Raw genomic sequence first — 26,135 nt, forward strand, 5'->3', positions numbered from 1 at the left:
GTCGTTGAGCAGTCGATCGGATCGATGCGTTATCAGTGCTTGCGCGGGGCCAGGTAACCCAGCCAACGGCGCTCGGCCAGCTTGAACAGGCGCACCAGGATGAAGGTCAGGCACAGGTAGAAAACACCGGCGGTGATGTAGGCCTCGAACGGCAAGTAATACTGCGCGTTCACCGTGCGCGCGGCACCGGTTATGTCGATCAGGGTCACGATGGACGCGAGACTGGTGGTCTGCAACATCATGATCACTTCGTTGCTGTACTGCGGCAGCGCCCGGCGCAGGGCCGACGGCAACAGGATCCGGCGATACAGCTTGTAGCGAGACATGCCCATGGCCTTGGCTGCTTCGATCTCGCCATTGGGCGTGGCCCGCAGGCTGCCGGCGATGATTTCGGCGGTGTAGGCGCTGGTGTTGATGGCGAACGCCAGGCAGGCGCAGAACGTTGCGCTGGACAGCCATGGCCAGAGGAAGCTCTCACGTACGATCGCAAACTGCGCCAGCCCGTAGTAGATCAGGAACAGCTGCACCAGCATCGGCGTGCCGCGGATCACGTAGGTGTAGAGCCAGGCCGTCATGTTGACGATCGGTTGCTTGGACACCCGCATCAACCCCAGGGGCAACGCGGCCAACAGACCGAAGAACAGCGACAGGGCCAACAGTTTCAGGGTGGTCAGCAGGCCGCTGAAATACAGCGGCAAAGCTTCGTAGATGACGTTGTAGTCGAAGATCATAGATCAGCCGCCCTTACGCCTACCGAGTAGCGCTTCTCAAGGTGACGCAATGCCAGCAACGAGACACTGGTGATCACCAGGTACATCGCCGCCACCGCGAGGAAGAAGGTGAAAGGCTCGCGAGTGGCATCCGCCGCCTGCTTGGCCTTGAACATCATGTCTTGCAGGCCCACCACCGAAATCAGCGCGGTGGCCTTGGTCAGCACCAGCCAGTTGTTGGTGAAGCCTGGGATCGCCAGGCGAATCATCTGCGGCACCAGCACCCGGAAGAACACCTGGAAACCGTTCATGCCATACGCCATGCCCGCCTCGGCCTGGCCCTTGGGGATCGCCATGAAGGCACCGCGAAAGGTTTCCGACAGGTACGCACCGAAGATGAAGCCCAGGGTGCCGATACCGGCCGCCAGCGGGTTCAGGTCGATGTAGTCGTCATAGCCAAGCATCGGCGCGACGCGGTTGAGCAGGTCCTGGCCGCCGTAGAAAATCAGCAGGATCAGCACCAGGTCGGGAATGCCGCGGATGACCGTTGAATACAGGTCGCCCAGCCACGCCAGCCAACGCACCGGCGAGAGGCGCAAGGCGACGCCGATCAGCCCAAGGACGATGGCCAGGGCCATGGACGACAAGGCGAGCTGAAGCGTCAACCATGCGCCATCGAGGATGACAGCCCCGTAGCCTTTCAACATGATTCAGGTCCTCGAAAGTGGGATGAAAAAATGGCGCAAACCGCAGAGATCCTGTTGCTTGCGCCATTTCGCACGAGTGGCGAGACGTGGTTACTTGCCGTAGATATCGAAGGCGAAGTATTTGTCCTGGATTTGCTTGTACTTGCCGTTCTCGCGAATGGCGGCAATGGCGGTGTTGATCTTGTCTTTCAGCGCATCGCCCTTGCGAACCGCAATCCCGACGCCGTCGCCAAAGTACTTGACGTCGGTGAAGGCCGGACCGACGAACGCAAAGCCTTTGCCAGCGTCAGTCTTCAGGAAACCGTCATCCAACAGCGTAGCGTCTGCCACGGTGCCGTCGAGACGACCGGCGGAGACGTCCAGGTAGATTTCGTTCTGCGAACCGTACGGCTTGATCTCGGCACCCAGCGGCGCCAGGACTTCGCGGGCGAAACGCTCATGGATCGAACCGCGCTGCACGCCGATGTTCTTGCCCTTGAGCTCGGCCAGGTTGTCGCTGACCTCGGTGCCGGCCTTCATCACCAGACGGGCCGGGGTGTTGTAGTACTTGTTGGTGAAGTCCACGGACTTCTTGCGGTCTTCAGTGATCGACATGGACGACAGGATCGCGTCGATCTTGCGCACCTTCAGCGCCGGGATCAGGCCGTCGAACTCTTGTTCGACCCACACGCACTTGACCTTCATTTCTTCACACAGCGCATTGCCGATGTCGTAGTCGAAACCGACGATGCTGCCGTCCGGAGCCTTGGAGGCGAACGGCGGGTAAGCCGCTTCGATACCGATCTTCAAGGGCTTCTCATCGGCGAAGGTCGGCAGGGACAGCACGGACAGCGCCAGGGCGCCAAGCAGCACAAGTTTCTTCATCTTGGGACTCCATCGGTAAAGGGCAAAACGGCAGAGTGAGCAACAGCCCAATATGCGAATGGGTAAAACGAACTTGGGTGCCGCATTCGATGGCTCGCGTTTTTCAACGCACGCCACGACGAGCGAGTGATCGGCATTCTAACGACAGGCCCGAAGTCGATATTTCTTCAATGCGACAACAAATTACAGAAGCACCGAGAAAGCTGATCGAGCACATTGACAGCCCCGCAAATTCATGCAAGAGCAACAGAAAGGGAACCAATCATCGCTGCAAATAGCGGGCCCATTATTCGCAAACCCTTCTAATCCGGCAAGCACAGCGTGTCGGCTTGTTTTTCCAAACGCCTGAAAACGCCCTGCAACGGGGCTTGGCGTTTCACATCGCCCCGTTGTGGCGCCTTTGGTTACACATTTCGAAACACCGGTAACGTTCAGACGCGTCCTACATTGAACGCCGATATTTATTCACCCACCTGTGAGCCAAACACCAGCCCCTGTGGCGAGGGAGCTTGCTCCCGCTGGGGGTAGGAGCTGCCGAAGGCTGCGATCTTTTGATCTTTCACTTCAGATTCAATTGCCTGGGACAAGATCGCAGCCTCGTTGCACTCGGCAGCTCCTACGCAGTTCCTACGCAGCTCCTACGCTCCTACAGGCGCAGCCGAGCGGGAGCAAGCTCCCTCGCCACAAAGGCACTGCCACTCCCGGCTCACATGGCGCGCACCAGCGGCCATTAAAAAACCCCGCCCGGCAAACGCCGGGCGGGGCTTTTCAGTGCTACACGCGACCGTCAGGCGACGTTCATGGTCTTGTGCGTCTCGATCAGGTGCGCCACCACACCCGGATCGGCCAGCGTGGAGATATCACCCAATCCGTCGTACTCCGCCGTGGCGATCTTGCGCAGGATGCGGCGCATGATCTTGCCGGAGCGGGTTTTCGGCAGGCCCGGTGCCCACTGGATAACGTCTGGCGAAGCAATCGGACCGATCTCCTTGCGCACCCAGTTCTTCAGTTCCAGGCGCAAGGCTTCGCTGGTTTCTTCGCCGGCATTGAGGGTGACGTAGACATAGATGCCCTGCCCCTTGATGTCGTGCGGCACGCCCACCACCGCCGCTTCGGCGACTTTCGGGTGGGCAACCATCGCGCTTTCGATCTCGGCCGTGCCCATGCGGTGGCCGGACACGTTGAGCACGTCATCCACCCGACCGGTGATCCAGTAATAGCCGTCCTCGTCGCGACGGGCGCCGTCACCGGTGAAGTACATGCCACTGAAGGTCTTGAAGTAGGTGTCGACAAAACGGTCATGATCGCCGTACAGCGTACGCGCCTGGCCTGGCCACGAATCGAGGATCACCAGGTTGCCTTCGGCGGCGCCTTCGATCAGGTTGCCGAGATTATCCACCAGCGCCGGCACCACACCGAAGAATGGGCGCGTGGCCGAACCCGGCTTCAATGCCGTGGCACCTGGCAATGGGCTGATCAGCACGCCACCGGTCTCGGTCTGCCACCAGGTATCGACGATCGGGCAACGCTCCTTGCCGACATTCTTGTAGTACCAGTCCCAGGCTTCCGGGTTGATCGGCTCGCCCACCGAACCCAACAGGCGCAGGCTGCTGCCATCGGCGCCTTCCACGGCGGCAGTGCCCGAGGCCATCATCGCGCGGATCGCGGTCGGCGCGGTGTAGAGGATGCTGACCTTATGCTTGTCGACAACCTTGGCCACCCGAGTGATGTCCGGGTAGTTCGGCACGCCTTCGAACAGCAAGGTGGTCGCGCCGTTGGCCAGCGGGCCATAGACAATGTAGCTGTGACCGGTGACCCAACCTACGTCGGCGGTGCACCAGTAGACCTCGCCGGGCTTGTAGTCGAACACGCGTTCATGGGTCAGCGCCGCGTACAGCAAATAGCCGGCGGTGGTGTGCTGCACGCCCTTGGGCTTGCCGGTGGAACCGGAGGTGTAGAGGATGAACAGCGCTTCTTCGGCGCCCATTTCCTTCGGTGCGCAAACGGTACCGGCCACCTTCATCAGGTCTTCGTACCAGATGTCACGGTGCTGGTTCCACTTGATGTTGCCCGCCGTGCGCTTGCACACGATGACCTTCTGGATGCTGCTGGTTTCCGGGTTGGTCAGCGCGTCATCGACGTTGGCCTTGAGCGGGATCTTCTTGCCGGCGCGAATGCCTTCGTCGGCGGTGATCACCACTTTGGATTTGCAGTCGATGATCCGCCCAGCCAGGGCTTCCGGAGAGAAACCACCGAACACCACCGAATGAATCGCACCGATGCGGGCGCAAGCCAACATCGCAACCACGGCTTCAGGAATCATCGGCATGTAGATCGTCACCACGTCGCCGCGGTGCACGTCCTGGCCGCGCAGGGCGTTGGCGAACTTGCAGACTTCTTCGTGCAGCTCGCGATAGGTGATGTTGCGGCTCTCGGAGGGGTCATCGCCCTCCCAGATGATCGCGATTTGATCACCGCGTTCGGCCAGGTGACGGTCGAGGCAGTTGTAGGACACGTTCAAGGTGCCGTCGGCAAACCATTTGATGTCGACGTGGTGATCGTCGAAAGAAGTCTGCTTCACCGTGGTGAAAGGCTTGATCCAATCGAGGCGCTTGGCCTGCTCGCGCCAGAAGCCATCGGGGTTGACGACCGACTGCTGGTACATGGCCTTGTAGGTCGCCTCGTCAGTCAGCGTGTTGGCCGCAACCTCGGGACGAACGGGATACACAGAAGCCGCACTCATCTTTCTTACCTCGGTGAATAGTTGTTTTTGTATGATCCCGTTGTAGCCCGGGGCGGGCCTATAGAACCATTCGACGATGGTAGTAACAAGTCCCTACAAAATGTCGGTACTAGTGGGAGCCGAGCTTGCTCACGATGGCGGTGGGTCAGTCAATATCCCTGCAAACTGATCCACCGCTATCGCGAGCAAGCTCGCTCCCACATTGAACGCTTGCCTTGTGTCCAACACAGCTTCCCCTGTGGGAGCGAGCTTGCTCGCGATGGCGACTGCCCATTCAATATCAATTCACCAGACAGCCACAGACTTCCAGTCGATTATTACCAGATCAACCAACAGTGTTTATCAAAACCGAGTCTGTTTACCCCCGCCCCCGGCTCCTAGAATTCACCTCGCCAACCGGCAAACACGATTGACGCAACACAGCCCCCACGAAGGCCGTTGATCCAACTTCCAACACTTGCTCCACACGCAACCCCAAAAAGGTTGCGTGACCCCACTCGACCTCAAAAAAGGTGAAATACAGATGAAAGCTTTATGGGTTCTGGTCCTCGGCAGCCTGTGCGCCACCGCGATGGCGGATGAGGCCCCGACCGATGTTGCACAGCAAAAACCGGCCATTGAGGAGTACACCTACTCCACCCACCTGGACATCGCCAAGGTTATCTACATGAGCGACATCCCGAATGTCTGCGAAGTGGTCCCGGCGAAGATGGAATACGACGACTCCAAGGGCCAACGCCACATCCTGCGCTACAGCGTCATGGGCAACGGTTGCTCCAACGGCTGATCAACCTAATCGAACCAGGACCCAGCATCATGCAAAGCAAACTGATCCTCACCCTGACCCTGTCCATACTGGCTGCCAATACCTTCGCCGCCGACGGCTTCGATCGCACCGGTTCCGCCGCCGCAATCAAGCGCCAGGACCTGACGGATTCCGCCACGATCGCCACCGACGCTCACGACCGCACACACACGGCGACTGTCGCCACCGATGACCGCGATCATGCCGATTCGGCGCGCACCGACTGATCATTGCTGGCAACTTCCATGGCCCGATTTCGGTCGGGCCAGGTTGTGTCTGGAACCGCCGAAAACCCTTCACAAACACAACATGTAGTGCAAAACCGCAAAAAACGCTGGTTTTTTGATCAAAAAAAACCGCGATCCGCACCCTGCAAAAAAAATCTTCAACGGCCAAAGCCTTGTAAACCCTCGCTCCCACGCGGATATACCCCCCCGCCGCCTCTTCTGTGAGCTATTTCGCCGCACCACGTAGGCAAAAAAGTCCTTATAATGCCGCCTTAAACGGGCCTGCAATATTCCCTTACAGGGGATCACGCCAGCCTGGAGCCCACGCAGGGGCCCATCGCCTCCTCGCGTTCACCGCTGCTCCGGAATGACCCGTACATTTTTCTGTTTATTGCCTGCGTCAGCTGCTGCAACAAACGATTTTTCAAGATCCACCGCGGCCAGTAGGCCTTCATCGGGCATCTGGCCCTCACGCAGGAGACGACACGTCATGCTGAGCTGGGACGAATTCGACAAAGAAGACGGCGAAGTAGCTGTAAAAGGCGCCAACGCCGGCCACGCTTCTGAAGCCAACATGGACCGCCTCGACAGCGCCGGCGGTGCCGCCGCCCTCGAAGCCCGGGCCGTGACGGCCAGCGACTCGGCCGCGATCATTCGCGCCAAGGCCGCCCTCGATAAACTCGACGTCGCCGAAGGCCTCGCCGAACTCGAAGGCGCCTCCGCCCGTGTCGCCGTCGATGAAAAGCGCATGATCAACTGCCGCGCCGACCTCAACCAGCTCGTGCCATTCAAATATGACTGGGCCTGGCAGAAGTACCTGGACGGCTGCGCAAACCACTGGATGCCGCAAGAAGTCAACATGACCGCCGACATCGCCCTCTGGAAAAACCCGGAAGGCCTGACCGACGACGAACGCCGCATCGTGATGCGCAACCTGGGCTTCTTCTCCACCGCCGACTCCCTGGTTGCCAACAACCTGGTCCTGGCCGTGTACCGCCTGATCACCAACCCGGAGTGCCGCCAGTACATCCTGCGCCAGGCCTTCGAAGAGGCGATCCACACCCACGCCTACCAGTACTGCATCGAATCGCTGGCCATGGATGAAGGCGAGATCTTCAACATGTACCACGAGATCCCATCGGTCGCGAAAAAAGCCGCCTGGGGCCTGAAGTACACCCGTTCGATCTCCGATCCGAAGTTCGAAACCGGCACCCCGGACACCGATAAAGAGTTGCTGCGCAACCTGATCGCCTACTACTGCGTCCTGGAAGGCATCTTCTTCTACTGCGGCTTCACCCAGATCCTCTCCATGGGCCGCCGCAACAAAATGACCGGCGTCGCCGAGCAGTTCCAGTACATCCTGCGCGACGAATCCATGCACCTGAACTTCGGCATCGATGTGATCAACCAGATCAAGATCGAAAACCCACACCTGTGGGATGCCGAGATGAAGGAAGAAGCGACCCAGATGATCCTGCAAGGGACCCAGCTGGAAATCGAATACGCCCGCGACACCATGCCTCGCGGCGTGCTGGGCATGAACGCGGCGATGATGGAGGATTACCTCAAGTTCATCGCTAACCGTCGTTTGTCGCAGATTGGCTTGAAGGAAGAGTACCCAGGGACGACCAACCCGTTCCCATGGATGAGCGAGATCATGGACTTGAAGAAAGAGAAGAACTTCTTCGAGACTCGGGTGATTGAGTATCAGACGGGTGGGGCTTTGAGCTGGGATTGATTCGAAAGAATAATCCTATGTTTCATGCGTAACTGAAAACCCCGCGAAAGCGGGGTTTTTTTATCCTACAGAACTAAAAACCGCGTTTAACTCTGAGACCGGTACTCTACCGTTCCCCTACACAAAACTCAGAATTGTTCCGCATTGACGGCACATCGTCTCGTTACCTATCTTAGTCGCAGGTGCCTAAGAAACGCCCAACGTAGTAGCTAATCGCCGACCATAGAACCGCGTACTGTCTGACGACATTGCAATTCTGTGGGAGAAGATAGCTAGTTGGGATTTTTTCTTAGATCCTCTACGTCGGGCTTGCACCGCTAACCTTCGAACGTAGAGGTGGTTATGCCCACAAGAACGCAGCTCTGCTCTCCGTATACCTCGGAGACCCATCATGCCTGATGCTTATATTCCGGCGGTTTTCACCCGTCATAACATCCATTTGCATGCCCTCTTGGTTGAAAACCAGGCTTGGTTCAGCGCATCCGATTTGGGGCGTTTGATGAGCAAGCACCTCGATGAGCGCATGACCCGCAAGCTTGATCCTGACCAGCGCCGGATGATGCTCGTGCATGTCCACGGCTTGACCCAAGAGCGTCTGATGCTGAGCGAGTCGGGCGTCTATGCGTTGCTGGTTTATCACTACTGCCCTGAGTATCGATTGCTGCGTGAGTGGATCACGCATCAGGTGGTGCCAACCCTGCGGGATGAGCGCCACCCGCATAAGGTGGAGCGGCCTACGTTGAGCGTGTTGGATTGGCCGAAGATGTCGCTCTGCATGCTGCACTGGCAGGATGAGCCATGGATTCGCTTGCGGGATATGCCGGCGGTGCTGGTGGATGATCCGTTTAGCCAGCATGAGTCCTGGTGGCGGAAAGCCTCTCGGATTTTGCGAGGGTTTTGAGATTCAATCGGAAGCCGTCGTCCATCGTTCGGGCGGCGGCTATTTTGTAATCATCCGGCGAAGTCATCTACCCGATCCCCACTTATAAGCACGGTGGCGGGCATCTGCTCACACTGGCATGCGCCAGCGCTATCATAGGTGCTTTCTAGCCCTCGGACGCTCAGGACATGCTTTATCTATATGTAGATGGCAGCGACAACGACGCTGTCGAGGCACAGCTTGTGGCTGCGTTCAATGATCTCGTTTGCGAATGGTCTGAGCAGGGTGCATTCCTCGTGAATCAGAAACACGAACGCGATGAGAGCGTATCTGAGAATGACTCGCCCGATTGGTTTATTGGGTTGAACCTTCCCATTGAGAACTATGGCATCGAGCAGGCCAACCGCTTGATTCCTTTTGCGCGGAGGCTCGCTGTCGCTACGGAACGAGAGTTCGTCTTAGGTGTTTCTAGCTCTCAAGGTATTAGTCAGGATATGGTTTTTCTTGATGCACATTCCGGGGAGCACGAACATTCCATCCTTATGAGCCTACTGAGTGTAGGCGTCCGGTGAAGACAGTAATCAAAAGTAAGGCTTTCGAGTCGATTCACAGCTCGGCCGAAGCGCTGCTGAAAATCGGCGCTATCGACGAGACCACCATGCGAGAGTTCGACGAGGCCTGCACGGCTGAGGTATCCGCTGAAATCTCAGATCAAGAGGATTCACCTACACTCAGAGCCGGCACTCAAAACCCTTGATGATGTCCTCAGGTGTGCGGTCGAAATCCGCCGACATCCTGATCTTCCCCTTCAACCGCCCAGGCTTGCGCGCCTGCGGTGTAGCGACATGGGGCAGCAGATCCAGATAAGGCTTACCGGTCTTGGTGATCACCACCTTGTCGCCCTGCCATGCACGTACACCCAGTTGTAAGAGCTGGGACTTTGCTTCGCGCAGGGTTACTTGCACCTGTTCACTCATACACCGTCTCCACGGATTCAACTGACCCAAGCTTGAGCGCTCGATAGGTTCAAGCTGGCGTTTCTGAACATTTCTCCACCTACCCGGCCGCGCCCTTGTCGCCATCCTTGGCCTTCGTACCGAGCTGTGCTGCGGTCTTACGTTTAGGATTAACACCGCGAACGGGCATTTGGGGAGTCGTTTTTTGCGGCTTGGGCGGCGGCGTGTAAAGGGTCGTGGCAGACTTCGTCAGTCCCAGGCGCAGCCCGAACTTCCTCAAGATGGCTTCGATGGTGCTAAGGGTTGGATTACCCTTGTCCTTCTCGATCTGGTACAGGGCCTTGGTCGACATGTTGCACATGACAGCAAAGGTTTCCTGATCCAGACCGGTCACCTCAAGCCGTAGCCGGCGGATAGCGGTTCCCAGGGTTTCGATCCCCGTTACATGTTGCATGACGATGTCGTCAATGAGCTCCCTGCGCCGTTCGTTGATGTTCTCTTTCATCGCAGCCCCCATTCAGCCAGGCGCTTATCCAAATTGTTCAACGGAATAGACTGAGCGCGCCTCACTTCCTCTGGAAGATCAACCAGCAGATCCGGTAAAGCCCTGAATGTCTCGGCGGCTCCAAGCAGACGCTCGAAAAGCACGTCAGGGCTGACCAAGTCCTGGAAGTCACTGCAGACCGCTTTCCAGTCTGGACTTCCCATATGCTCGACCTTCCATTTGGTTACCCGAGTGACGCCTTCCGGATCGAGCACCATCGGTGCAAGGTCATAGATCGGCGCCAGTTCGAATTTGTCCCGATATCTGAAGATGGCCGTGTTGCGCCCATGGTTGTCCGAGTTTCCCAGGATACGGTTCAGCAGGTCACGGCGAAGGTATTCAAATACCAGCTCTTCAAGCTCACCTTCCTGTCCATTCGTACGCCACAGATGGATCAGGCGACTGAGCACATCCTCATGATTCATTCTCGAACCAGGCTCGGCGTTCTCACACACTGAATAAATCGACTCGACCGGAATTCTTTCCACCATGCCGTTGGCGACTCGCCGATCAAAGCGCGGCATCCACAGGCTTGGCTTATCGGCTTCCTCAAGCACCAGTCCATCTGTAGATATCGTGTTCAAATCGAGTTGGGAGATCGCTTTGTAGTAGTGGTACTCGGCCCGCAGGATGTTCTTGTCGCGCTCAGTAACCTTGTTGCGAGCAAATTTCACCAACCAATGGCGGCGCGCAAGCTCATCAGAAAGCATCGCATCGGCATAAAGCGCGCCATTCTGATCCTCAACCATAATCAGCTTCGGAGCTTCCCCTTGAGCCCCTGTAGCACCGCCTAGCGCAGCGCCAGACTCATAGGCGTACTCAAGAAAGTCATTGGTCCTGTCTACAACTTCCTTGCGAGCAAAAGCCTCTTTGCGAGTCTGGTCGATATGCTCAAAAGACTCCTTCACCCTTAAGTGCCCAATGGGCGAAGGTGTGCAGCGGCTCAGGAGGAAAAAACTCATGTCCATGCCGTCTGGCTTTTCCCCACCGAATCTCTTCTGCAACGATTTCCGAGCAGCTCCGGCCGGTATGATGTCGTAGACGAATGGAGGATAGCCTTTACCGTCGACAGCATTCCAGCTCAGCGGAAGATTTACGCTGAGGGCGTGTTCAAATGCGGTATCTAGCTGATTAATGAAGTGAACCAAGTAATCCTGGTCGTAAGATACGCTGCATCGCGACTCCTCAACCTTCTGAGCGTTCGACACGCTGAAGACCACAGCGTCGCGCCAATGGCCTTCAACGTAAGTCTGGATGGTGAGTTGTTCGGACATTTTTAAATCAACCGGAACTATGATGCCGGTTAGTCTCGCCCAAAGCCTCTCTACCAGCAATATAATTCCGATTAATGGCGGAACGCGGCAGATAATCGGCATTCTAATGCCGACTAGTTGGACCTGGAGTTGCAGAACGAGGGCGGCTCCGCAGCCCAGCGGGAGCAAGCTCCCTCGCCACGGGTCGATGTCAGGGCGCAGGCGGGCGGCGGGCTTGATGGCGGGGTTGGGTTTGGGAATCGCGAGCAAGCTCACTCCCACAGGGTTTGTGATGCGTTGAAACTTCGGGTGCATCCCGCCCTGCCCTTCGGTATTAATACACTTCCTCTCACGGACCCGAGCCCCGATGAAATTCGACACCGCCTATTGCCTCAGCCTCGATGCCAAGCTTTCGATCTATGACGTTCGGGATCTGAATTTCGACGAGACCATGGCCTTCGATTCGGCCAAGGAGCGCTTTCAGTGCCCCAACGATGCTTGTCGGGCGGCGTTTGATGAGGAGAATCGGCTGACGACGTTCAACGCCAAGAACGTCAATTACATCCGCACGCCGCATTTCAAGAATCAGCCGACGACCCAGCATATCGTGGGCTGTCCTTATGTCAGTCCGAAAACGCCAGGGCTTGATGCGCAAAGCGTTGAGGCAGATGACGACCGCGAGGAGCATTTTCCGTCGGAGCTGTTGCTGACTCGGCGTCAGTACGTGCGCAAGCCGTCCGATCCGTCGAAGGACGTTGAGGCAGCGACTCGGCCTACGTCGCCCCCCCTATCGTCCCACGGTGATAACGCTCATTCCGCCCAGGACTCGACACCGGACAAGACCAGCGTCTTCGCCCACCCAGTGGAATGTTTCGTCTCTAACTTCGCGGACAAGGATCTGCTCAAGCGCAAGCCGTTGAAGATTGGCGAGCACACGGCGCCCTATGGATCGTTCTTCAAGAAGATCGAGTATCTGCAGGACAACAGAGGCTTGATTTACTGGGGCAAGATCAAGGAAATCAAGGATTACACCCTGAGCTTTCGCATCGATTTCGAAGCAAAGGTCTGGTTCAAGCAGCCGGACGAGGCGAAGAAAAAACCTTACTCGGTCAACGTTTACCTGAGCAAGAAGCTGATCGATAACTACCGCAAGCGCAAGGCGTTCCTGGCAGAGATCAAGCATGCCATCGACAGTGATGCGCCGTTGTATTGTTTCTTCTATGGCGTCACGCCGGAGTTGAAGCAGGTGCCGAGCAAGAAGAACCCCGAAGAAACGTTCGGGGTGTTCAGTGCCAATATCGAGAACCTGGATCACTTCATTATTCGGGAGGCGCCGGGGCTAACCGATAACTGATTTCGCCTTGGGTTAGCCGTAGCGCTAGCCTCCTTCATTGCGCTTCTTGAGCAAGTTGCCGTTCGAACGACCGCATCTCTCGTTTCACTTCGATGTGCCGCTCGTGTGCTGCCTGGGCGGCAGGCTCATCCAAGCTGCCATAACGCCGCAACCAGTGGACGATCATTTCTTCGTCCGGGTAGTAATAGTCCTTATGTCCCTTACTGCTTCTCGGGGTGTCGTTCATATTGCCGTCGAAGCGACCTGCAGAGAACTCATCGGAGGGTAACGTGCCCCATTCGGCAGCGCAGTCCTCAAAAATCCAGGAAATCTCATTGAGATGCTTTTGCGCACCACGATGACCACGTTTGTAAAAGACGTACTCACGGCAACTTTCCTGGAAGCGCTCCATCATCGGCTCGTCATCGACCCAGCGAAGAAGATCATGGTGCCCCGCGTGGCGCATCAGGCCATTGATCCATCGTTCGGAAAACCGGTGGACAAAACCTTCGATGTCCGCTTTTTTAGCACCGGCGAAAATCATGCAGTAACGGGTTTGCACATGGATGACGAACAACACGTGTTTGCGCTGCACAATGATCACATGAACCAGCCATTGCTCGTCGAGCTCACCCAGTTCATCGTCCTCGATAACAGGGGGATGGCGGTTTTCCTACCGGGGTGACTTTCTTACCTTTGCTCACACGGCTGAAAAAGTTGCTGGCCGCTTCGGTGCAGTTGAAGATCAGCATTCAAATTCTCGGAAATATTAGAAACGCTAGGCGTCGTCGGCCCATTCAATCTCGAAGGGTTGGCGAACAGCGTCAGAGACCCTTTCACGTAATTCTTCACTCAGAATCGTCAATTCTTGATCGCTCAGCAGGTCGTAGGCAATCAGCAATCTCAAAGATAAAGAAATGTCTCGACGTCGACCTACGTTGAACGCCATCGCCAAGCTCTTGTCCCGCTCTCGCATGAGGTCGTAGAGCGTGCGATATCGAGCGTGAGCTGATAACGTTTCGTTCTGGACCACCGCCTGCGCATCCGAAAGAACGCCTTGGCAGAAGCGCTCCAGCGCGAGATCGCGGAGGCCGTTGTAAAGCTTCCAGTCACTGTCTGATACCGACATGCCACCCTCCCGCAACAAAACATAGAGCAACGCTACCCAGCCATTCATTACATAGCTATGCCCAGCATCACAACAACCAACAATCCAATATAGACCCAGGCATGAACTCCATCCGGTATCCGTCCGATCCATGGCGTTGCCAGACGAATCCCCACTAACGCGCCAAGTGTCAGCACAACGAAGGCCATCAAGTCCACATACCCAACAAACCACGCCCCCAAATCAAACTCGGTAAAACCAGCCATGAGCATGTAAGTCAGCGTCCCAACCACCGCAACCGGCAAACTCAACGGGTTGGCCATGGACGTCGCGCGGGACATGCTCAGCCCGCAACGGCGCAGCAAGGGCACCGTCATGACGCTGCCACCCACGCCCAGGAAAGTGGCAATGGCACCGATGCAGATCCCGCCAGCCGAGACCTCTGCCCTGCCCAATCGCCGTGGGATCACAGCGTCAGACTGTGTCAGAAAACCGCGTCTGAACAAGCAGTCCAGAATGGTCACGCCCAGGTAAACGATGAAGGCATAGCGAATGACTTCGCTGTTCGACCACATCGCGGCAACGGCGCCGACGATGGCGCCCAGGCCGATGAAACCGCCCAACGGCCATACATAATGGGGAATGAGGTTACCGGCACGGTGATGCTTCACGGTGGCGATCAGCGCGTTGACGATCATCACGCAGGTCGAAGTGGCCACGGCAATGTGCATCGCCGATTGGCCGATTGGGTCGTCGGTACCGTGGCTGGCGGTGAGCATGCGGTACATCAGTGGGACCACGACAAAACCACCACCGAAGCCGAACAACACAGCCGTCACACCACTCAGGCAGCCAAAACAGGCAAGCAATACGTAGAACATCGCGGCGAATCCGTGAAATGGGGAGACGCCTACGATAAAGACGCCAACCTTGGCTCGCGGTAGCAAATAGGCCAACAATGTTCGCGTTTACGCCAATTGCGAGTAGCCCATCGATGCGCAACAGTTCTATCGATCTATTGGATGCGACCCCCAGGGCCGTCGTTGCCATCGGCACCGATTACGCTCACGGGCAAGTATTGCCGTTGCATCGCCATCGCCGCGCGCAGTTGCTCTATGGCGCCACCGGCGTGATGCAGGTCAGCACGGTGGACGGCAATTGGGTGGTGCCGCCGCAGCGGGCGGTGTGGATTCCGCCGGGGGTCGATCATGAAGTACTGATGCTGGGCGTGAGTACGCGCAGTCTCTACATCGAACCGGCCGCGGTAACAGCAATGGATTCACGCTGCCAAGTCATCAGCGTGTCGCCCTTGATGCGTCAGTTGTTGATGGAAGCCGTCGAGCTTGCGCCGGAATACGACGAGGCTGGACGGGACGGTGCGCTGATAGGTCTGCTATTGCATGAACTGCTTCGCAGTGCCCATTTGCCGCTGCACCTTCCCATGCCACGGGATCCACGGCTGCTCGAACTATGCCAGGCGTTCCTGGCACACCCTGGCGCCCACGCCTCGCCTGTGGAATGGGCGGCGCAGTTGCACGTCAGCTTGCGCACGTTCAATCGGCTATTCAGTCGGCACACTGGCCTGAGTTTCAGTCAATGGCGTCAACAGGCGTGCGTGATGGCGGCGCTGCCTCGGCTAGCTGACGGGGACTCGGTGACGCGCATTGCCCTGGACCTGGGCTATGACAGCCCGGCGGCATTTTCCACCATGTTTCGCCGGACGCTCGGCCATGCTCCGAGCACTTGGTTGGAGATGACCGCTGGTCGTTGATCAAAAAAATGAGATTGAAGCGGCTTCAAAACAACTGTACAAAAACACAGTATTTTTAAAATCCGCCGCTTTGGAGCTGCTCATGGCCTCTCTCGCAATCAAAACCACCCTGGAACGCATCGCTGTCTATCAATTCACCCCTGCCCACAGTGCGCAGGCCCGCGCCATGTTGGGCTGGAGCGTCGAGGAGCTGTCCCGGCAGTCCGGCGTCTCGGTCAAGGCTATCCGGCGCTTCGAAGCCGGTGGCGACTTGCTCGACGTGACCCGCCTGGCCCTGGCGTTTCGCCTGGAGGCCGAGGGCCTGGTGTTCTTCCCCGGCTTCGCACCGGGGCGCGGCATGAACATCAAGGGCGCCACGCCAGACCCGATGGGGCGATCCGATTACGCCATGATCGAGTAAAGCCACAGGTTCTAGGCGATACCGGCCTGATCTTGATACACCGAGGATTCCACGTCCAGCCACCAGGCGCGGCCACATTGTGGCTGCGTCAGTGTGAAGGCTTCGCCCATTTGGGGCGTGGTGATGCAGACGTTTCGTTCCCAGGCCAGGGCCAGGATGCGATCGAAGGGTTCATACCAGGCATGCATCGCCAGGTCGAACGTGCCGTTGTGGATAGGCAGTAGCCAGCGCCCCTTCAGGTCGACATGGGCCTGTAAGGTCTGCTCCGGCTGCATGTGGACATGAGGCCAATCGACGTTATAGGCGCCGGTTTCCATCAGCGTCAGATCGAACGGGCCGTATCGTTCGCCGATGCGTTTGAAACCGTCGAAATAACCCGTGTCGCCGCTGAAGAAAATCCGCGTATCGCCGTCGATCATGACCCACGAGGCCCACAGGGTGCTGTTGCTGTCGAACAGGCCGCGCCCGGAAAAATGCTGGGAGGGCGTGGCTATGAATTCGATGCCGTCAACCTCGGTGTCCTGCCACCAATCCAGCTGGCGCACCTTGCTGGCGTCGACGCCCCATTTGATCAGGGTGTCGCCTACGCCCAGGGGCGTCAGGAAGTGACGGGTCTTGGTCGCCAGCTTGAGAATGGCCTGATGGTCGAGGTGATCGTAATGGTCATGGGAAAGGATCACCGCTTCGATGGGCGGCAATTCTTCCAGGCTGATGGGTGGTTGGTGAAAACGCTTGGGGCCGGCCCATTGCACAGGTGAGGCGCGCTCGGAGAACACGGGGTCTGTGAGCCAGAATTTATCCCGCAGCTTGAGCAGCACGGTGGAATGGCCGAGGCGGAAGACGCTGTGGTTCGGCGCGGCCAGCAGGGCGGCACGGGTCAGCGGTTTTACATCGATGGTACCCGCAGGACGGGTGGAGCGCGGCTTGTGGAAGATCATGTTCCAGATGATGCGCAGTGTGGTGCCAAAGCCCTCGCGCGGTGTGAAGGCATGATTGCGATACTTACCCTGTTCATGTCGCGATGCAGGGTTATCGGGAGAAGAAATGGTCATGATGCGATAACTCCAAGGGCGTCGGCATCTGTGTGCTTTGCCGTTGTGGACGCTGGATGGCCGCTACGTACACGCTCAGCCGCTTGATTCAGAAAAACTACACCGCTCGGTGTAGTTTCTACATTGCATGAATCCTCCAGCCAAGTAAACTGCCGAGTGTAAATTCTCTCCTTCAACCGACGAATGCCCATGACCGCACCGCAACGCCTCACCGAGCGAAAACGCGAAGCCATCCTCCAAGCCGCGATTGCTGAATTCCGTAGCAGCGGTTTCGAGGTCACCAGCATGGACAGGATCGCGGCGACTGCGGGCGTATCCAAACGCACGGTGTACAACCATTTCCCGAGCAAGGAAGAACTGTTTGCCGAAATCCTGAATCGGTTATGGAACAGCATCACCGCGGAACAGGACATGCCCTACCGCTCCCAGGCGCCACTACGGGAGCAACTGCAAACGCTATTGCAAGCCAAACTGCATCTGCTGGCGGACGAGAACTTCCTCGACCTGGCACGCATTGCCATCGCCGCGACGATTCACTCCCCGGAGCGAGCACAGGACATGGTGTCGCGCATGGGTGAACGCGAAGAAGGCCTGACGGCCTGGATCCGCCAGGCCCAGGCCGATGGTCGGTTGAAGCCCGTTGAGCCAGCTTTTGCCGCCCAACAGATGCATGGGCTGCTCAAGACGTTCGCGTTCTGGCCGCAGGTTTCAATGGGCCAGCCGAGCCTGACTCAGGAGGAGCAGACCCGGGTGATCGAGTCGGCGCTCGATATGTTCCTGAGTCGCTACGAAACCTGAGTATCAGCGCCAGCGCAGATTGCGCCCCAACTCGTCGAACAAGGTCACCACCGAGCGCAAGGCCCGGCAGTCCGGACGGGTCAGCAGCCACAGCGCCGTGTCGTAACCCTCCAGCGGTTCGCCCAGAGGCATCAGGCCCTTGCTTGCGTCGATCAGGAAGTCCGGCAGCGCCGCAACCCCCAGGCCGGCCCGCACCAGCTCGGTGACCGAGAGCATGCTGTTACAACGATAGGTGGGCACCACGCCGGGTAGATGTTGGCGACGCCAGGCCACGGTGGGGTGATCGGGCAGGAAATCGTCCGGCGCGATCCACGTCATGGAAGCCAGCGCTTGGGTATTCATCGATCGCAGATACTCGGCCCCGGCACATACCCGGTAAGCCACACTGCCCAGGTTTCGACCGACCAGATGCTCCGGCGGTGTACGGGTCAATCGCAACGCAATGTCGGCATCGCGGCGGCTCAGGTTGGCAAAGTCGTTGGAAGTGCTCAGTTCAAGGCTCAACGCCGGATAAGCCGGCATGAAACGCGCAAGCGCCGGTAACAACAACGCTTGCAGGACCGAGTCACTGCAGGTCAGGCGCACCGTCCCGCTGATAACCTCACCGCCCTGCTCCACGCCCACCCGCGCCGCCTCCAAGGCTTGCTCTGCCCGTTCGGCTTGTTCGGCCAACGCCTGGGCCAGGCTCGTGGGCAAGTAACCCGAACGGCTTTTATCGAACAAGGGTTGGCCGAGGGCGGCCTCCAAACGACGCACCGAGCGAAAGACCGTGGAAACATCCACCGCCAACAGTCGAGCCGCCCGTGCCAGAGACCCGCCACGGACCAGCGCGAGGATCAGGGACAGATCGGGATAGTCCAGACGATAGTGCGTGGCTGCATTGATCACTTGGGTAAACGCCAATATTGATTGCGTGAACGCCAATCTATAGTGGCAACCAGGAATCAACAAGCGGCGAGCCACCATGGAAAAACAGCATCCCCTCAACATCGCCCTGGTCGGCGACTATGACCCGCAAATCACCGCTCACCGAGCGATCCCCATCGCGCTTGAACTGGCCGGCAGGCAAACGGGCCACGACATTCGCTTCCAGTGGCTGGCCACCAGCGGCCTTGGCGACGATACGTTGCTGAATGACTTCGACGGTGTCTGGTGCGTACCCGGCAGCCCCTACCGCGATGAAAATGGCGCCTTGCGAGCGATTCGGTTTGCCCGCGAACAACGTCGGCCTTTCCTCGGTACCTGCGGCGGTTTTCAACATGCCGTGCTGGAATATGCCCGCAACGTGATGGGCTGGGCTGACGCCGCCCATGGCGAAACGTCTCCCAACGCTGAACGGGCGCTGCTGACGCCGTTGAGCTGTGCCTTGGTCGAGACCATCGACAGCCTTCAGCTCGATGCGGGCTCGTTGATTGCCATGGCTTATGGTCGACAGACTGCGTTCGAGGGCTACCATTGCCGATTCGGGGTTAATCCAGACTTTGAAAAAGATCTGCTGAGCCAGCGCCTGCACGCCGTGGCAAGGGATTCGGCCGGCGACCTGCGAGCCGTGGAACTGCGCGATCATCCTTTCTTCGTCGCCACGCTGTTCCAGCCAGAACGCGCCGCACTGGAAGGCCGCGTGCCGCCACTGGTCAGCGCGTTTGTCGAAGCCTGCGCGAGGAAAACGCCATGAGCGCCCCTTATTACGCGGTAATTTTCACCTCCCTGCGTACCGAGGGGGACCAAGGCTATGCCGAAGCCGCCGAACGCATGCTGGCCCTTGCCCGGGAGCAACCCGGATTCCTGGGCGTCGAATCGGCCCGTGGCGACGACGGCCTGGGAATCACTGTTTCCTATTGGAGTGACGAGGCAGCCATCCTGGCCTGGAAGCAACATCCCGAACACGTCGCGATCCGCGAACGTGGCCGATCAACCTGGTATGCCCAGTTCCAAACGAGGGTGTGCAAGGTTGAACGGGATTATGCGTTCCGACGCTAAACCTGATGCCAGGGCACAAACCCTTGTGGGAGCGAGCTTGCTCGCGATAGCGGTGTATCAGCCAACATCACAGTGACTGACGTACCGCCATCGCGAGCAGGCTCGCTCCCACAGGTTCTTTGTTCGGTTCAAGATCGGAGGTTCAGCCTTCGACCAACTGCCGCACCGCAACAATTTCCGGTAGATCGCGGCGGGCCATGTACACACGCAGCGGCTCGGTGAGGTTGATCCGGTCGTCGACGTTCTGGTCCAACAGCAACTGGATTCGCTCGCGCTTGAGGACCATGGTGCCGCCTGCCGCCGGGGCCCAGGCAAATTCGCTGGTGGGGATGATGCCGTCGTCGGCGACGTCCATGCCAAACGCGTCTTCGCTGAAACGCACGATGTATCGGCCGGTCTTGCGGTTCAGGCCGACAAAACCTTTTAGCTGGTCGGCGGCCTGGCAGATGAGTGTCGAAGTGATGCGCATGGTAAACCTCACGGATGCGTCCCGAGGGACGTCTGATCGATGGTTTACACGCAGGGCAAGCGAATGCTGTTCAGGTTTCCCTCTACCGGGGAAACTGGTGCGGCCAAGGCTACTTCAAAGTGGTTCGAACGTGCGTGGGAAAATCTGCTTTACGCAGGTCAATGTCGGTATGGCGATAGCGTCCGCAGCGTTCAATTGTTAAAAGAGAGGTTCTACAGAAACCACGAAAGGATCTCGAGCATGCCTGTCACCTTTACCCGTAGCGCCCTGATGCTCAGCCTGTTGCTCGGCATCGGCCAGGCACACGCCCTCGAAACGCCAAGTCCGAAGGCCCTGGCAACCCAGCAGGGTATTCCCCATCCAGCGGTCATCGCCCATCGCGGCGCATCGTTCGACGCCCCGGAATCCACCGCCGCAGCCTACAAATTGGCGCGGGACCTGGGGGCGGATTACCTGGAGCTCGACCTGCAACGCAGCAAGGACGGCGTCCTGTTCGTCTTGCATGACGACAGCCTGCTACGCACGACAGATGTCGCGACCAAGTTCCCCGAGCGCAAGGACAGCAGCGCCAACGCGTTCACCATGGCCGAACTCAAGACGCTGGACGCCGGCAGTTGGTTCAACGCGGCTTATCCGGACCGTGCTCGGCCTTCCTTTGTGGGCCTGAAAATCCTGACGCTGGACGAGGTGATCAACATCGCCGAGGGCAACCCCCAGCAGAAACCAGGGCTCTACATCGAGACTAAGGAGCCCAAGCTGTTTCCCGGCATCGAACGCGACCTCAAGGACAAATTGCAGGACCGTGGCTGGCTGAGTCCGTCCGGGTCCAAGCTGGCCAAACGCGCCACCGGCGTGGGCCAGGGCAAAGGCAAAGTGGTCTTGCAAACGTTCGAGAAGAGCAGCTTGGAACTGCTTCATCAGGAAATGCCCAAGGTGCCGAAAATCCTTCTGCTGTGGGTGGGTGAAGGCAACATCGAGCCTAAATCAAAAGTGACATTCGCCGAGTCCGGCGAAACCGACAAGGCCGCCTACTACGCCAAACAGGAGCCCAAGGACAAGGCCGAGTTCGAGCAATGGATCCAGTACGCCAAGGCCCACGGCGCCATCGGCACCGGACCTTCAGCGGCATTGACCCATGGTGGCAGCCAGAGTTATTCGGACCTGGTGAAACCGTGGATGAACCAGTACACCCATGAGCAGGGCCTGCTGGTACATGTCTACACCGTGGATGAGCCGGTGGACTTCAAGAAAGTGATGGATGCCGGCGTAGATGGCATTTTCACTAACCGCTCCAGTGAGTTACTCAAGTACTTCAAGCGTCCCGAAACCGGCAGTGTGGCGCAACTATTGGAGAAGAACGGTTATTGAGAATCAGGGCCGGATCGGTGCGGTCGCTGCAAGTTTTTCGAATTAAGGGTGAATTAAGTTGCCAGAGATAATCTGGCCCCACTTAAACGAATCACCCTTTAACGACACCAAGGAAAGACAGATGAAAACTTTGACTGCCCTGTTCACTGCTGCCGCCCTGACCCTCACCGCTGGCCTGGCCCAGGCGGATGTACGAATCGACCAGATTCCTCAATTGGTCAAGGACGGCAAGATCAAATCCCTCGAGTCGATGAATGCCGAAGCCCTGAAGTTGCACCCGGGCGCCACCATCACCGACACCGACCTGGATAACCACTTCAACGGCTACGAATATGAAGTGGAACTCAAAACTGCCGATGGCAAGGAATTTGACGTTGATTTCGACGCCACCACGGGCAAAGTCTTGTCGAACAAACAAGACACTTGATTCATGAAATAAAAGAAGCCGCGCAACTTGAAAGTTGCGCGGCTTTTTTCGTGAACGCTGACCAAGCCTTCGCCGCCGCCCAACCGTCACAAAACCTTCAAAGAACCCTGCAATGATGCCGCTCAAGTGAACCTGTCATCGCCGCGACAGGCACTCCCGCCAGCGAGCCTTCATGAACCACAGCATCGACCAAAGCCATCGCGACCCGGACCTGTTCGGCCTGCTTTACGGGTTTCGCTTCCTGCCTGGCGAGCGCGGACGAGAAATGGATTCGGCCCAGGCCCTGCAAAGCCTGCAACAACCGCAAGATCCCGACGAATTCCTCTGGCTGCACCTGAATTTGGCCCACGCCGCGTGCGAGCGCTGGATGAAAAGCCGGCTGGCCTTGCCCCAGGAATTCTTCGAAGCCTTGCACGAGGGCTCGCGCTCGACCCGCATCGAACACGTGGACTCGGCCTTGCTCGCCGTGGTCAACGATGTGGTGTTCAACCTCAGCAACCTGGTGTCCTCGGATGTGTCCACGTTGTGGGTTTGCGTGAGCAGTCGGCTGATTGTCAGCGCACGCCTGCAACCGCTGCACTCGGTCGACAAGCTTCGCTCATCGGTCAAGGCCGGCGAATGCTTTCGGTCGCCTTTGGAATTGCTCGTGCATCTGCTGCGCGACCAAGGCGAGGTGCTGACCCAGATCGTGCGCAAGACCAGCCTCAGCGTCGACCAGATAGAGGATCAGTTGCTGTCTTCGCGCCTGTCCACCAACCGCGCCGAACTGGGCAGCCAGCGTCGGGTGCTGGTGCGTTTGCAACGCCTGCTGGCCCTGGAGCCGGGTTCGTTGCTGCGCCTGCTCAATCGCCCGCCGCAATGGTTGCAGAAAGAGGACGTCAAGGAGCTGCGCAAATCCACCGAGGAGTTCGCCCTGATCATCAATGACCTCACGGCCTTGGGCGAGCGCATCAAGCTGCTGCAGGAAGAAATCGCCGCCAACCTCAACGAACAAAGCAACCGCACATTGTTCACCCTGACGGTGGTCACGGTGCTGGCGTTGCCCATCAACATCATTGCCGGTTTCTTCGGCATGAACGTCGGCGGCGTGCCGCTGGCCAGTGATCCCGAGGGCTTCTGGATCCTGGTGGCGCTGGTCGCCACCTTCACCGTGATTGCAGGCCGATGGGCGTTTCGCAAGCGGCGCGATTATTGAACCCGGTTCACTTGGGCCTTTGTGGCGAGGGAGCTTGCTCCCGCTCTACAGCTGTGCAGGAGCTGTGTAGGAGCTGTGTAGGAGCTGTGTAGGAGCTGCCGAGCGAAGCGAGGCTGCGATCTTGTCCCTGGCAATTGAATCTCAAGCGAAAGATCAAAATCAAAAGATCGCAGGCTTCGCCAGCTCCTACAGCGTCGAGGGGGAGCAAGCTCCCTCGCCACGGGTGTTAACCAAGCCCTGTTCCAAACCGATCAATGCCGTCAGGCACTCAACCGCGCCGTCACTTCGTTCAGCTGTCCCGACAATCCATGCAAATCCCGACTGGCCGCTTCAGTACGCTGCACATTGTCCAGGTTGGTGCTGGCAATGCAGGTGATTTCAGTCAGGTTGCGCGAGATATCCTCCGCCACGGAGGTCTGCTCCTCCGCCGCCGTGGCAATCTGGCGATTCATGTCGCGAATCGCTTCGACAGCCTGGGTGATACGTTCGAGCATCTCACCGGCCTGAGTCACCTGCTCGACACTTTCTTCGCTGCGCGACTGCCCGCTCTCGATGGCCTGGGCCGCGTCCACCGCGCCTGTTTGAACGGTCTGGATGATCTGGTTGATCTCGATAATGGACGACGCGGTGCGCTGGGCCAGGCTGCGCACTTCATCGGCCACCACGGCAAAACCGCGCCCGGCCTCACCGGCCCGCGCGGCTTCGATGGCGGCGTTGAGGGCCAACAGGTTGGTCTGCTCGGCGATCCCGCGAATCACTTCCAGAACCTTGCCGATGCGTCCGCTGTCGGTTTCCAAGCGGCGGATCACCGTCGCCGTGTTGGCAATCTCGCCACGCATTTGAGTGATCGTGTGGATAGTGCCTTGCATGACCTTTTCACCCAACTGCGCGGAATGATCGGCATCATCAGCGGCCCGCGCCGCATCGGCGGCATGACGGGCGACTTCCTGGGCAGTGGCGGACATCTCGTTCATCGCCGTTGCGACTTGATCGGTGCGCTCGAATTGCTCGCTGGTGCCTTGGCTCATCAGGCTCGCAATCGCGTTGAGTTCACCACTGGCGCTGTCCAGTTCCGTGGCGCTGCGTTGCAGACGGGTAAAGGTTTCGGCGAGGAAATCACGCAGCGTATTCGCCGCCAGGGCCAGGTCGCCCAACTCATCCTGGCGCGTGCTGGTTACGCGCTCGGCGAAACGCCCGCGGCTCAGTTGAGTCACGTATTCGATCAGGCTACGGATTGGCTGCACCAGGTTGCGGTTGACCAGCCACAGACTCAGCAAGCCGACCAGCAATCCCGAAACCAGCATGATCCCGGTGCCCAACAGGATCGTGCGATCCGCACCGGCACTGATCAGCGCCGATTGTTCATCGCCCAGTTTATGCAGCTCCACCACCAATTCGCTCATCTGCTCGCTGGCGGCACGGTCAACCCCCTTGACCGCCGCATCCCCTGCCGCGGCGTCTGCGCCAGAGGCGACAAACGCATCACGGCCCTTTTGATAGGCGGCGCCCAATTGCGCGTGCTCGCCCCGCAGGCGTTCAATGCGTGCCCTGATCGATGCCGGGACACCTTCGTGCTTGATCAACTCACCCAGGAGGTTCTGGACATCGCGCTGGCGATCATCGAACTGCTTCCAGTATTTTTCCAGGTCCGCCGGCTGCTTGCCGCGCAGCAAGACGTTTTTCCATTCCTGGACTTGTACCTTGAATTGCAGATTGGCCTCGTCGATCAATTGCGACGCACGCAACGGGCCATCAATCAGGCTGCGATAATTCTGAATGCCATCGGAAAGGAAATGAAAGGAGGCCAGGGCGATCAGCAGCATCGCCAGCAGGCTGCCGCTCAGCAGGGCCAGAATCTGCGCTCTCAGGGATTTTTGTAGAAACATGGAGTCGATCTCTTCGAAAAAGGACCTCCATGTCCAGGGTCCACTCTCGCGACTGAATGTGGAGGATATGTACTCGGCATCGGCCCGCGGCGCCCGTTCTTGAGCCGTGGCGACCGCCGGTAGCGATGGTGTTTTCGCTGGCTGGACATGACCTGTCCAGACAAGCCCACCGGTCGCCCCACCCGGATTGAAAGTCTTTTTGTCATTTCTCCTGGGGTATCCTGCCCACGCTTTGTAAAAGCGCGGATCTACCCGATCGATCAACAGACTTTGCGAGGAGCGCGATATGCACGAGATCCCTAATCTCCCCTTCCCAAGCCTGCACGAACCAGAGCAGACGACCCCGCGACAAGCCGGAGGGCAACCCGACGCCCAGCAACCCGAGCAACAGCAAGCCACTGAACGCCGCCAGGCCGACAACGAAGACTGATCCACCCGCAGCACCAGACTGTGTGGAAAGCGCAAGGCTCTGTACGAAATGTATCCGCACTCGCCCAGACTGCGTTGAAATGGGGCCCGGAATGCTCATGTACTCCAGTACACTGCGCTTCCTCGCCCCGTTTCGCCGTGTCTGGCCTTCGCGCGAACACATTTCGTACAGAGCCTGAGATGCGCTTTCCACACCGCCTGAATCCGAGCCCCACGCCATGACCGACGACACTTCCTCCTTCAGCCCGGCCCAGGCCAGCGTGCTGATCGGCACCGCCGAGAAAATGGTCGAGATCTGGACCCGCCTCTCTTCCGAGAAACAAGCCGCCCTGTTGACTCGGTTCGGCACGGAAGAAAATGCCATTGCCGCGCTGGTCACTGCGCACCTGGTCGCTGGCACGACGACACCCGAACCGCCGTCCGGCAAATAGTTTTACTTTTCTGCGCGCCACCCGCACGGTCACCGTTATCATAAGCAGCCTATCTATCCTG

General features: G+C 58.4%; 29 protein-coding genes and 1 pseudogene. 16 read left to right on the forward strand and 14 right to left on the reverse strand.

Features of this window, described 5'->3' with window-relative positions; all coding sequences use genetic code 11:
• Positions 1-32 precede the first annotated feature (32 nt).
• The 4 genes from M8Q45_RS18100 to acs all read right to left on the reverse strand — a co-directional run bounded on the left by M8Q45_RS18100 (position 33) and on the right by acs (position 5,024).
• Positions 33-731: an ABC transporter permease gene (locus M8Q45_RS18100; RefSeq protein WP_030142460.1), complete on the reverse strand. Its 699-nt coding sequence runs from the start codon at positions 729-731 to the stop codon at positions 33-35.
• The gene (locus tag M8Q45_RS18105; RefSeq protein ID WP_003178836.1) at positions 728-1,417 is read right to left on the reverse strand and encodes an ABC transporter permease; all 690 of its coding nucleotides are present in this window, start codon (positions 1,415-1,417) and stop codon (positions 728-730) included. The genes M8Q45_RS18100 and M8Q45_RS18105 overlap by 4 nt, the downstream gene beginning before the upstream one ends.
• A gap of 90 nt (positions 1,418-1,507) precedes the next feature.
• On the reverse strand, positions 1,508-2,281 hold the full coding sequence (aotJ, locus tag M8Q45_RS18110; protein WP_249875828.1) for an L-arginine-binding protein AotJ: 774 nt from the start codon (positions 2,279-2,281) through the stop codon (positions 1,508-1,510).
• Positions 2,282-3,068: 787 nt separating this feature from the next.
• Positions 3,069-5,024: an acetate--CoA ligase gene (acs, locus tag M8Q45_RS18115; protein WP_249875829.1), complete on the reverse strand. Its 1,956-nt coding sequence runs from the start codon at positions 5,022-5,024 to the stop codon at positions 3,069-3,071.
• Positions 5,025-5,547: 523 nt separating this feature from the next.
• Between acs and M8Q45_RS18120 the strand changes: the two genes are divergently transcribed.
• The 5 genes from M8Q45_RS18120 (at position 5,548) to M8Q45_RS18140 (ending at position 9,246) form a co-directional block, all read left to right on the forward strand.
• A complete protein-coding gene (locus tag M8Q45_RS18120) occupies positions 5,548-5,811 on the forward strand; it encodes a DUF2790 domain-containing protein (protein WP_030142463.1) in 264 nt (87 codons plus the stop codon).
• 29 nt (positions 5,812-5,840) lie between these two features.
• Entirely contained in the window at positions 5,841-6,056 is a 216-nt protein-coding gene (locus M8Q45_RS18125) for a hypothetical protein (protein ID WP_249875830.1), read from the forward strand.
• Positions 6,057-6,546: 490 nt separating this feature from the next.
• Positions 6,547-7,794: a ribonucleotide-diphosphate reductase subunit beta gene (locus tag M8Q45_RS18130; RefSeq protein WP_003204812.1), complete on the forward strand. Its 1,248-nt coding sequence runs from the start codon at positions 6,547-6,549 to the stop codon at positions 7,792-7,794.
• 391 nt (positions 7,795-8,185) lie between these two features.
• Positions 8,186-8,695, forward strand: a complete 510-nt coding sequence (locus M8Q45_RS18135) for a BRO-N domain-containing protein (protein ID WP_249875831.1) — start codon at positions 8,186-8,188, stop codon at positions 8,693-8,695.
• Between the two features lie 167 nt (positions 8,696-8,862).
• On the forward strand, positions 8,863-9,246 hold the full coding sequence (locus tag M8Q45_RS18140) for a hypothetical protein (protein WP_249875832.1): 384 nt from the start codon (positions 8,863-8,865) through the stop codon (positions 9,244-9,246).
• Between the two features lie 159 nt (positions 9,247-9,405).
• Here the strand turns inward: M8Q45_RS18140 and M8Q45_RS18145 are convergent, their stop codons facing one another.
• From M8Q45_RS18145 to M8Q45_RS18155, 3 genes are all read right to left on the reverse strand, one after another.
• Positions 9,406-9,651 carry a type II toxin-antitoxin system Phd/YefM family antitoxin gene (locus tag M8Q45_RS18145; RefSeq protein WP_249875833.1) on the reverse strand — a complete coding sequence of 82 codons (246 nt, stop codon included), beginning with the start codon at positions 9,649-9,651 and terminating at the stop codon, positions 9,406-9,408.
• 79 nt (positions 9,652-9,730) lie between these two features.
• On the reverse strand, positions 9,731-10,135 hold the full coding sequence (locus tag M8Q45_RS18150; protein ID WP_249875834.1) for a helix-turn-helix domain-containing protein: 405 nt from the start codon (positions 10,133-10,135) through the stop codon (positions 9,731-9,733).
• A complete protein-coding gene (locus M8Q45_RS18155; RefSeq protein WP_249877350.1) occupies positions 10,132-11,448 on the reverse strand; it encodes a type II toxin-antitoxin system HipA family toxin in 1,317 nt (438 codons plus the stop codon). Before M8Q45_RS18155 ends, M8Q45_RS18150 begins: the two co-directional genes overlap by 4 nt.
• A 346-nt stretch (positions 11,449-11,794) precedes the next feature.
• Between M8Q45_RS18155 and M8Q45_RS18160 the strand changes: the two genes are divergently transcribed.
• Positions 11,795-12,781 carry a hypothetical protein gene (locus M8Q45_RS18160; protein WP_249875835.1) on the forward strand — a complete coding sequence of 329 codons (987 nt, stop codon included), beginning with the start codon at positions 11,795-11,797 and terminating at the stop codon, positions 12,779-12,781.
• Positions 12,782-12,815: 34 nt separating this feature from the next.
• Here M8Q45_RS18160 and M8Q45_RS18165 read toward each other — a convergent pair.
• From M8Q45_RS18165 to M8Q45_RS18175, 3 genes and pseudogenes are all read right to left on the reverse strand, one after another.
• Positions 12,816-13,512 (reverse strand): annotated as a pseudogene (locus tag M8Q45_RS18165) (DUF6933 domain-containing protein).
• Positions 13,513-13,538: 26 nt separating this feature from the next.
• Complete coding sequence (locus tag M8Q45_RS18170; RefSeq protein WP_249875836.1) at positions 13,539-13,889, reverse strand: hypothetical protein; 351 nt, start codon at positions 13,887-13,889, stop codon at positions 13,539-13,541.
• Positions 13,890-13,936: 47 nt separating this feature from the next.
• Positions 13,937-14,749, reverse strand: a complete 813-nt coding sequence (locus tag M8Q45_RS18175) for a sulfite exporter TauE/SafE family protein (protein ID WP_249875837.1) — start codon at positions 14,747-14,749, stop codon at positions 13,937-13,939.
• 113 nt (positions 14,750-14,862) lie between these two features.
• Here M8Q45_RS18175 and M8Q45_RS18180 point away from each other — a divergent pair, with 113 nt between their 5' ends.
• Together M8Q45_RS18180 and M8Q45_RS18185 are read left to right on the forward strand one after the other, a co-directional pair.
• Positions 14,863-15,639, forward strand: coding sequence for an AraC family transcriptional regulator (locus M8Q45_RS18180; protein WP_249875838.1), 777 nt, complete (start codon positions 14,863-14,865; stop codon positions 15,637-15,639).
• Positions 15,640-15,721: 82 nt separating this feature from the next.
• Positions 15,722-16,039 (forward strand): helix-turn-helix domain-containing protein, encoded by a 318-nt coding sequence (locus M8Q45_RS18185; RefSeq protein ID WP_249875839.1) that lies wholly within the window; start codon positions 15,722-15,724, stop codon positions 16,037-16,039.
• 11 nt (positions 16,040-16,050) lie between these two features.
• Here the strand turns inward: M8Q45_RS18185 and M8Q45_RS18190 are convergent, their stop codons facing one another.
• The gene (locus tag M8Q45_RS18190) at positions 16,051-17,091 is read right to left on the reverse strand and encodes an MBL fold metallo-hydrolase (RefSeq protein ID WP_249875840.1); all 1,041 of its coding nucleotides are present in this window, start codon (positions 17,089-17,091) and stop codon (positions 16,051-16,053) included.
• Positions 17,092-17,280: 189 nt separating this feature from the next.
• On the opposite strand from M8Q45_RS18190, the gene M8Q45_RS18195 reads away from it, so the two are divergent.
• Positions 17,281-17,889, forward strand: coding sequence for a TetR/AcrR family transcriptional regulator (locus tag M8Q45_RS18195; protein ID WP_249875841.1), 609 nt, complete (start codon positions 17,281-17,283; stop codon positions 17,887-17,889).
• A gap of 3 nt (positions 17,890-17,892) precedes the next feature.
• On the opposite strand, the gene M8Q45_RS18200 is transcribed toward M8Q45_RS18195, so the two are convergent.
• On the reverse strand, positions 17,893-18,840 hold the full coding sequence (locus tag M8Q45_RS18200) for a LysR family transcriptional regulator (protein WP_249877351.1): 948 nt from the start codon (positions 18,838-18,840) through the stop codon (positions 17,893-17,895).
• A 13-nt stretch (positions 18,841-18,853) separates the two neighbouring features.
• Between M8Q45_RS18200 and M8Q45_RS18205 the strand changes: the two genes are divergently transcribed.
• Positions 18,854-19,564: a CTP synthase C-terminal region-related (seleno)protein gene (locus M8Q45_RS18205; protein WP_249875842.1), complete on the forward strand. Its 711-nt coding sequence runs from the start codon at positions 18,854-18,856 to the stop codon at positions 19,562-19,564.
• On the forward strand, positions 19,561-19,869 hold the full coding sequence (locus M8Q45_RS18210; protein WP_249875843.1) for an antibiotic biosynthesis monooxygenase family protein: 309 nt from the start codon (positions 19,561-19,563) through the stop codon (positions 19,867-19,869). Before M8Q45_RS18205 ends, M8Q45_RS18210 begins: the two co-directional genes overlap by 4 nt.
• Positions 19,870-20,011: 142 nt before the next feature.
• Here the strand turns inward: M8Q45_RS18210 and M8Q45_RS18215 are convergent, their stop codons facing one another.
• Positions 20,012-20,338 (reverse strand): DUF2025 family protein, encoded by a 327-nt coding sequence (locus M8Q45_RS18215; RefSeq protein WP_249875844.1) that lies wholly within the window; start codon positions 20,336-20,338, stop codon positions 20,012-20,014.
• Between the two features lie 240 nt (positions 20,339-20,578).
• On the opposite strand from M8Q45_RS18215, the gene M8Q45_RS18220 reads away from it, so the two are divergent.
• The 3 genes from M8Q45_RS18220 (at position 20,579) to M8Q45_RS18230 (ending at position 23,328) form a co-directional block, all read left to right on the forward strand.
• Positions 20,579-21,706 (forward strand): glycerophosphodiester phosphodiesterase, encoded by a 1,128-nt coding sequence (locus tag M8Q45_RS18220; protein ID WP_249875845.1) that lies wholly within the window; start codon positions 20,579-20,581, stop codon positions 21,704-21,706.
• Between the two features lie 121 nt (positions 21,707-21,827).
• The gene (locus M8Q45_RS18225; protein WP_030142484.1) at positions 21,828-22,133 is read left to right on the forward strand and encodes a PepSY domain-containing protein; all 306 of its coding nucleotides are present in this window, start codon (positions 21,828-21,830) and stop codon (positions 22,131-22,133) included.
• 172 nt (positions 22,134-22,305) lie between these two features.
• Positions 22,306-23,328, forward strand: coding sequence for a transporter (locus M8Q45_RS18230; RefSeq protein WP_249875846.1), 1,023 nt, complete (start codon positions 22,306-22,308; stop codon positions 23,326-23,328).
• Positions 23,329-23,588: 260 nt separating this feature from the next.
• On the opposite strand, the gene M8Q45_RS18235 is transcribed toward M8Q45_RS18230, so the two are convergent.
• Positions 23,589-25,214, reverse strand: coding sequence for a methyl-accepting chemotaxis protein (locus tag M8Q45_RS18235; RefSeq protein WP_249875847.1), 1,626 nt, complete (start codon positions 25,212-25,214; stop codon positions 23,589-23,591).
• 286 nt (positions 25,215-25,500) lie between these two features.
• On the opposite strand from M8Q45_RS18235, the gene M8Q45_RS18240 reads away from it, so the two are divergent.
• Both M8Q45_RS18240 and M8Q45_RS18245 read left to right on the forward strand, forming a co-directional pair.
• A complete protein-coding gene (locus tag M8Q45_RS18240; RefSeq protein WP_249875848.1) occupies positions 25,501-25,644 on the forward strand; it encodes a hypothetical protein in 144 nt (47 codons plus the stop codon).
• 217 nt (positions 25,645-25,861) lie between these two features.
• Positions 25,862-26,074: a hypothetical protein gene (locus M8Q45_RS18245; protein WP_249875849.1), complete on the forward strand. Its 213-nt coding sequence runs from the start codon at positions 25,862-25,864 to the stop codon at positions 26,072-26,074.
• The last annotated feature ends 61 nt before the right edge of the window (positions 26,075-26,135 follow it).

Origin of the sequence: Pseudomonas sp. T1.Ur (assembly GCF_023516725.1) — a bacterium.
Classification (GTDB): Bacteria; Pseudomonadota; Gammaproteobacteria; order Pseudomonadales; family Pseudomonadaceae; genus Aquipseudomonas; species Aquipseudomonas alvandae.

Coding starts and splice junctions, on each gene's coding strand:
- M8Q45_RS18225 (WP_030142484.1), top strand. CDS start 21,828: ATGAAAACTTTGACTGCCCTGTTCACTGCTGCCGCCCTGACCCTCACC.
- acs (WP_249875829.1), bottom strand. CDS start 5,024: ATGAGTGCGGCTTCTGTGTATCCCGTTCGTCCCGAGGTTGCGGCCAAC.
- M8Q45_RS18125 (WP_249875830.1), top strand. CDS start 5,841: ATGCAAAGCAAACTGATCCTCACCCTGACCCTGTCCATACTGGCTGCC.
- M8Q45_RS18135 (WP_249875831.1), top strand. CDS start 8,186: ATGCCTGATGCTTATATTCCGGCGGTTTTCACCCGTCATAACATCCAT.
- M8Q45_RS18175 (WP_249875837.1), bottom strand. CDS start 14,749: ATGTTCTACGTATTGCTTGCCTGTTTTGGCTGCCTGAGTGGTGTGACG.
- M8Q45_RS18240 (WP_249875848.1), top strand. CDS start 25,501: ATGCACGAGATCCCTAATCTCCCCTTCCCAAGCCTGCACGAACCAGAG.
- M8Q45_RS18185 (WP_249875839.1), top strand. CDS start 15,722: ATGGCCTCTCTCGCAATCAAAACCACCCTGGAACGCATCGCTGTCTAT.
- M8Q45_RS18145 (WP_249875833.1), bottom strand. CDS start 9,651: ATGAGTGAACAGGTGCAAGTAACCCTGCGCGAAGCAAAGTCCCAGCTC.
- M8Q45_RS18130 (WP_003204812.1), top strand. CDS start 6,547: ATGCTGAGCTGGGACGAATTCGACAAAGAAGACGGCGAAGTAGCTGTA.
- M8Q45_RS18140 (WP_249875832.1), top strand. CDS start 8,863: ATGCTTTATCTATATGTAGATGGCAGCGACAACGACGCTGTCGAGGCA.
- M8Q45_RS18155 (WP_249877350.1), bottom strand. CDS start 11,448: ATGTCCGAACAACTCACCATCCAGACTTACGTTGAAGGCCATTGGCGC.
- M8Q45_RS18190 (WP_249875840.1), bottom strand. CDS start 17,091: ATGACCATTTCTTCTCCCGATAACCCTGCATCGCGACATGAACAGGGT.
- M8Q45_RS18120 (WP_030142463.1), top strand. CDS start 5,548: ATGAAAGCTTTATGGGTTCTGGTCCTCGGCAGCCTGTGCGCCACCGCG.
- M8Q45_RS18150 (WP_249875834.1), bottom strand. CDS start 10,135: ATGAAAGAGAACATCAACGAACGGCGCAGGGAGCTCATTGACGACATC.
- M8Q45_RS18160 (WP_249875835.1), top strand. CDS start 11,795: ATGAAATTCGACACCGCCTATTGCCTCAGCCTCGATGCCAAGCTTTCG.
- M8Q45_RS18170 (WP_249875836.1), bottom strand. CDS start 13,889: ATGTCGGTATCAGACAGTGACTGGAAGCTTTACAACGGCCTCCGCGAT.
- M8Q45_RS18205 (WP_249875842.1), top strand. CDS start 18,854: ATGGAAAAACAGCATCCCCTCAACATCGCCCTGGTCGGCGACTATGAC.
- M8Q45_RS18220 (WP_249875845.1), top strand. CDS start 20,579: ATGCCTGTCACCTTTACCCGTAGCGCCCTGATGCTCAGCCTGTTGCTC.
- M8Q45_RS18245 (WP_249875849.1), top strand. CDS start 25,862: ATGACCGACGACACTTCCTCCTTCAGCCCGGCCCAGGCCAGCGTGCTG.
- M8Q45_RS18210 (WP_249875843.1), top strand. CDS start 19,561: ATGAGCGCCCCTTATTACGCGGTAATTTTCACCTCCCTGCGTACCGAG.
- M8Q45_RS18235 (WP_249875847.1), bottom strand. CDS start 25,214: ATGTTTCTACAAAAATCCCTGAGAGCGCAGATTCTGGCCCTGCTGAGC.
- M8Q45_RS18180 (WP_249875838.1), top strand. CDS start 14,863: ATGCGCAACAGTTCTATCGATCTATTGGATGCGACCCCCAGGGCCGTC.
- aotJ (WP_249875828.1), bottom strand. CDS start 2,281: ATGAAGAAACTTGTGCTGCTTGGCGCCCTGGCGCTGTCCGTGCTGTCC.
- M8Q45_RS18105 (WP_003178836.1), bottom strand. CDS start 1,417: ATGTTGAAAGGCTACGGGGCTGTCATCCTCGATGGCGCATGGTTGACG.
- M8Q45_RS18195 (WP_249875841.1), top strand. CDS start 17,281: ATGACCGCACCGCAACGCCTCACCGAGCGAAAACGCGAAGCCATCCTC.
- M8Q45_RS18215 (WP_249875844.1), bottom strand. CDS start 20,338: ATGCGCATCACTTCGACACTCATCTGCCAGGCCGCCGACCAGCTAAAA.
- M8Q45_RS18230 (WP_249875846.1), top strand. CDS start 22,306: ATGAACCACAGCATCGACCAAAGCCATCGCGACCCGGACCTGTTCGGC.
- M8Q45_RS18100 (WP_030142460.1), bottom strand. CDS start 731: ATGATCTTCGACTACAACGTCATCTACGAAGCTTTGCCGCTGTATTTC.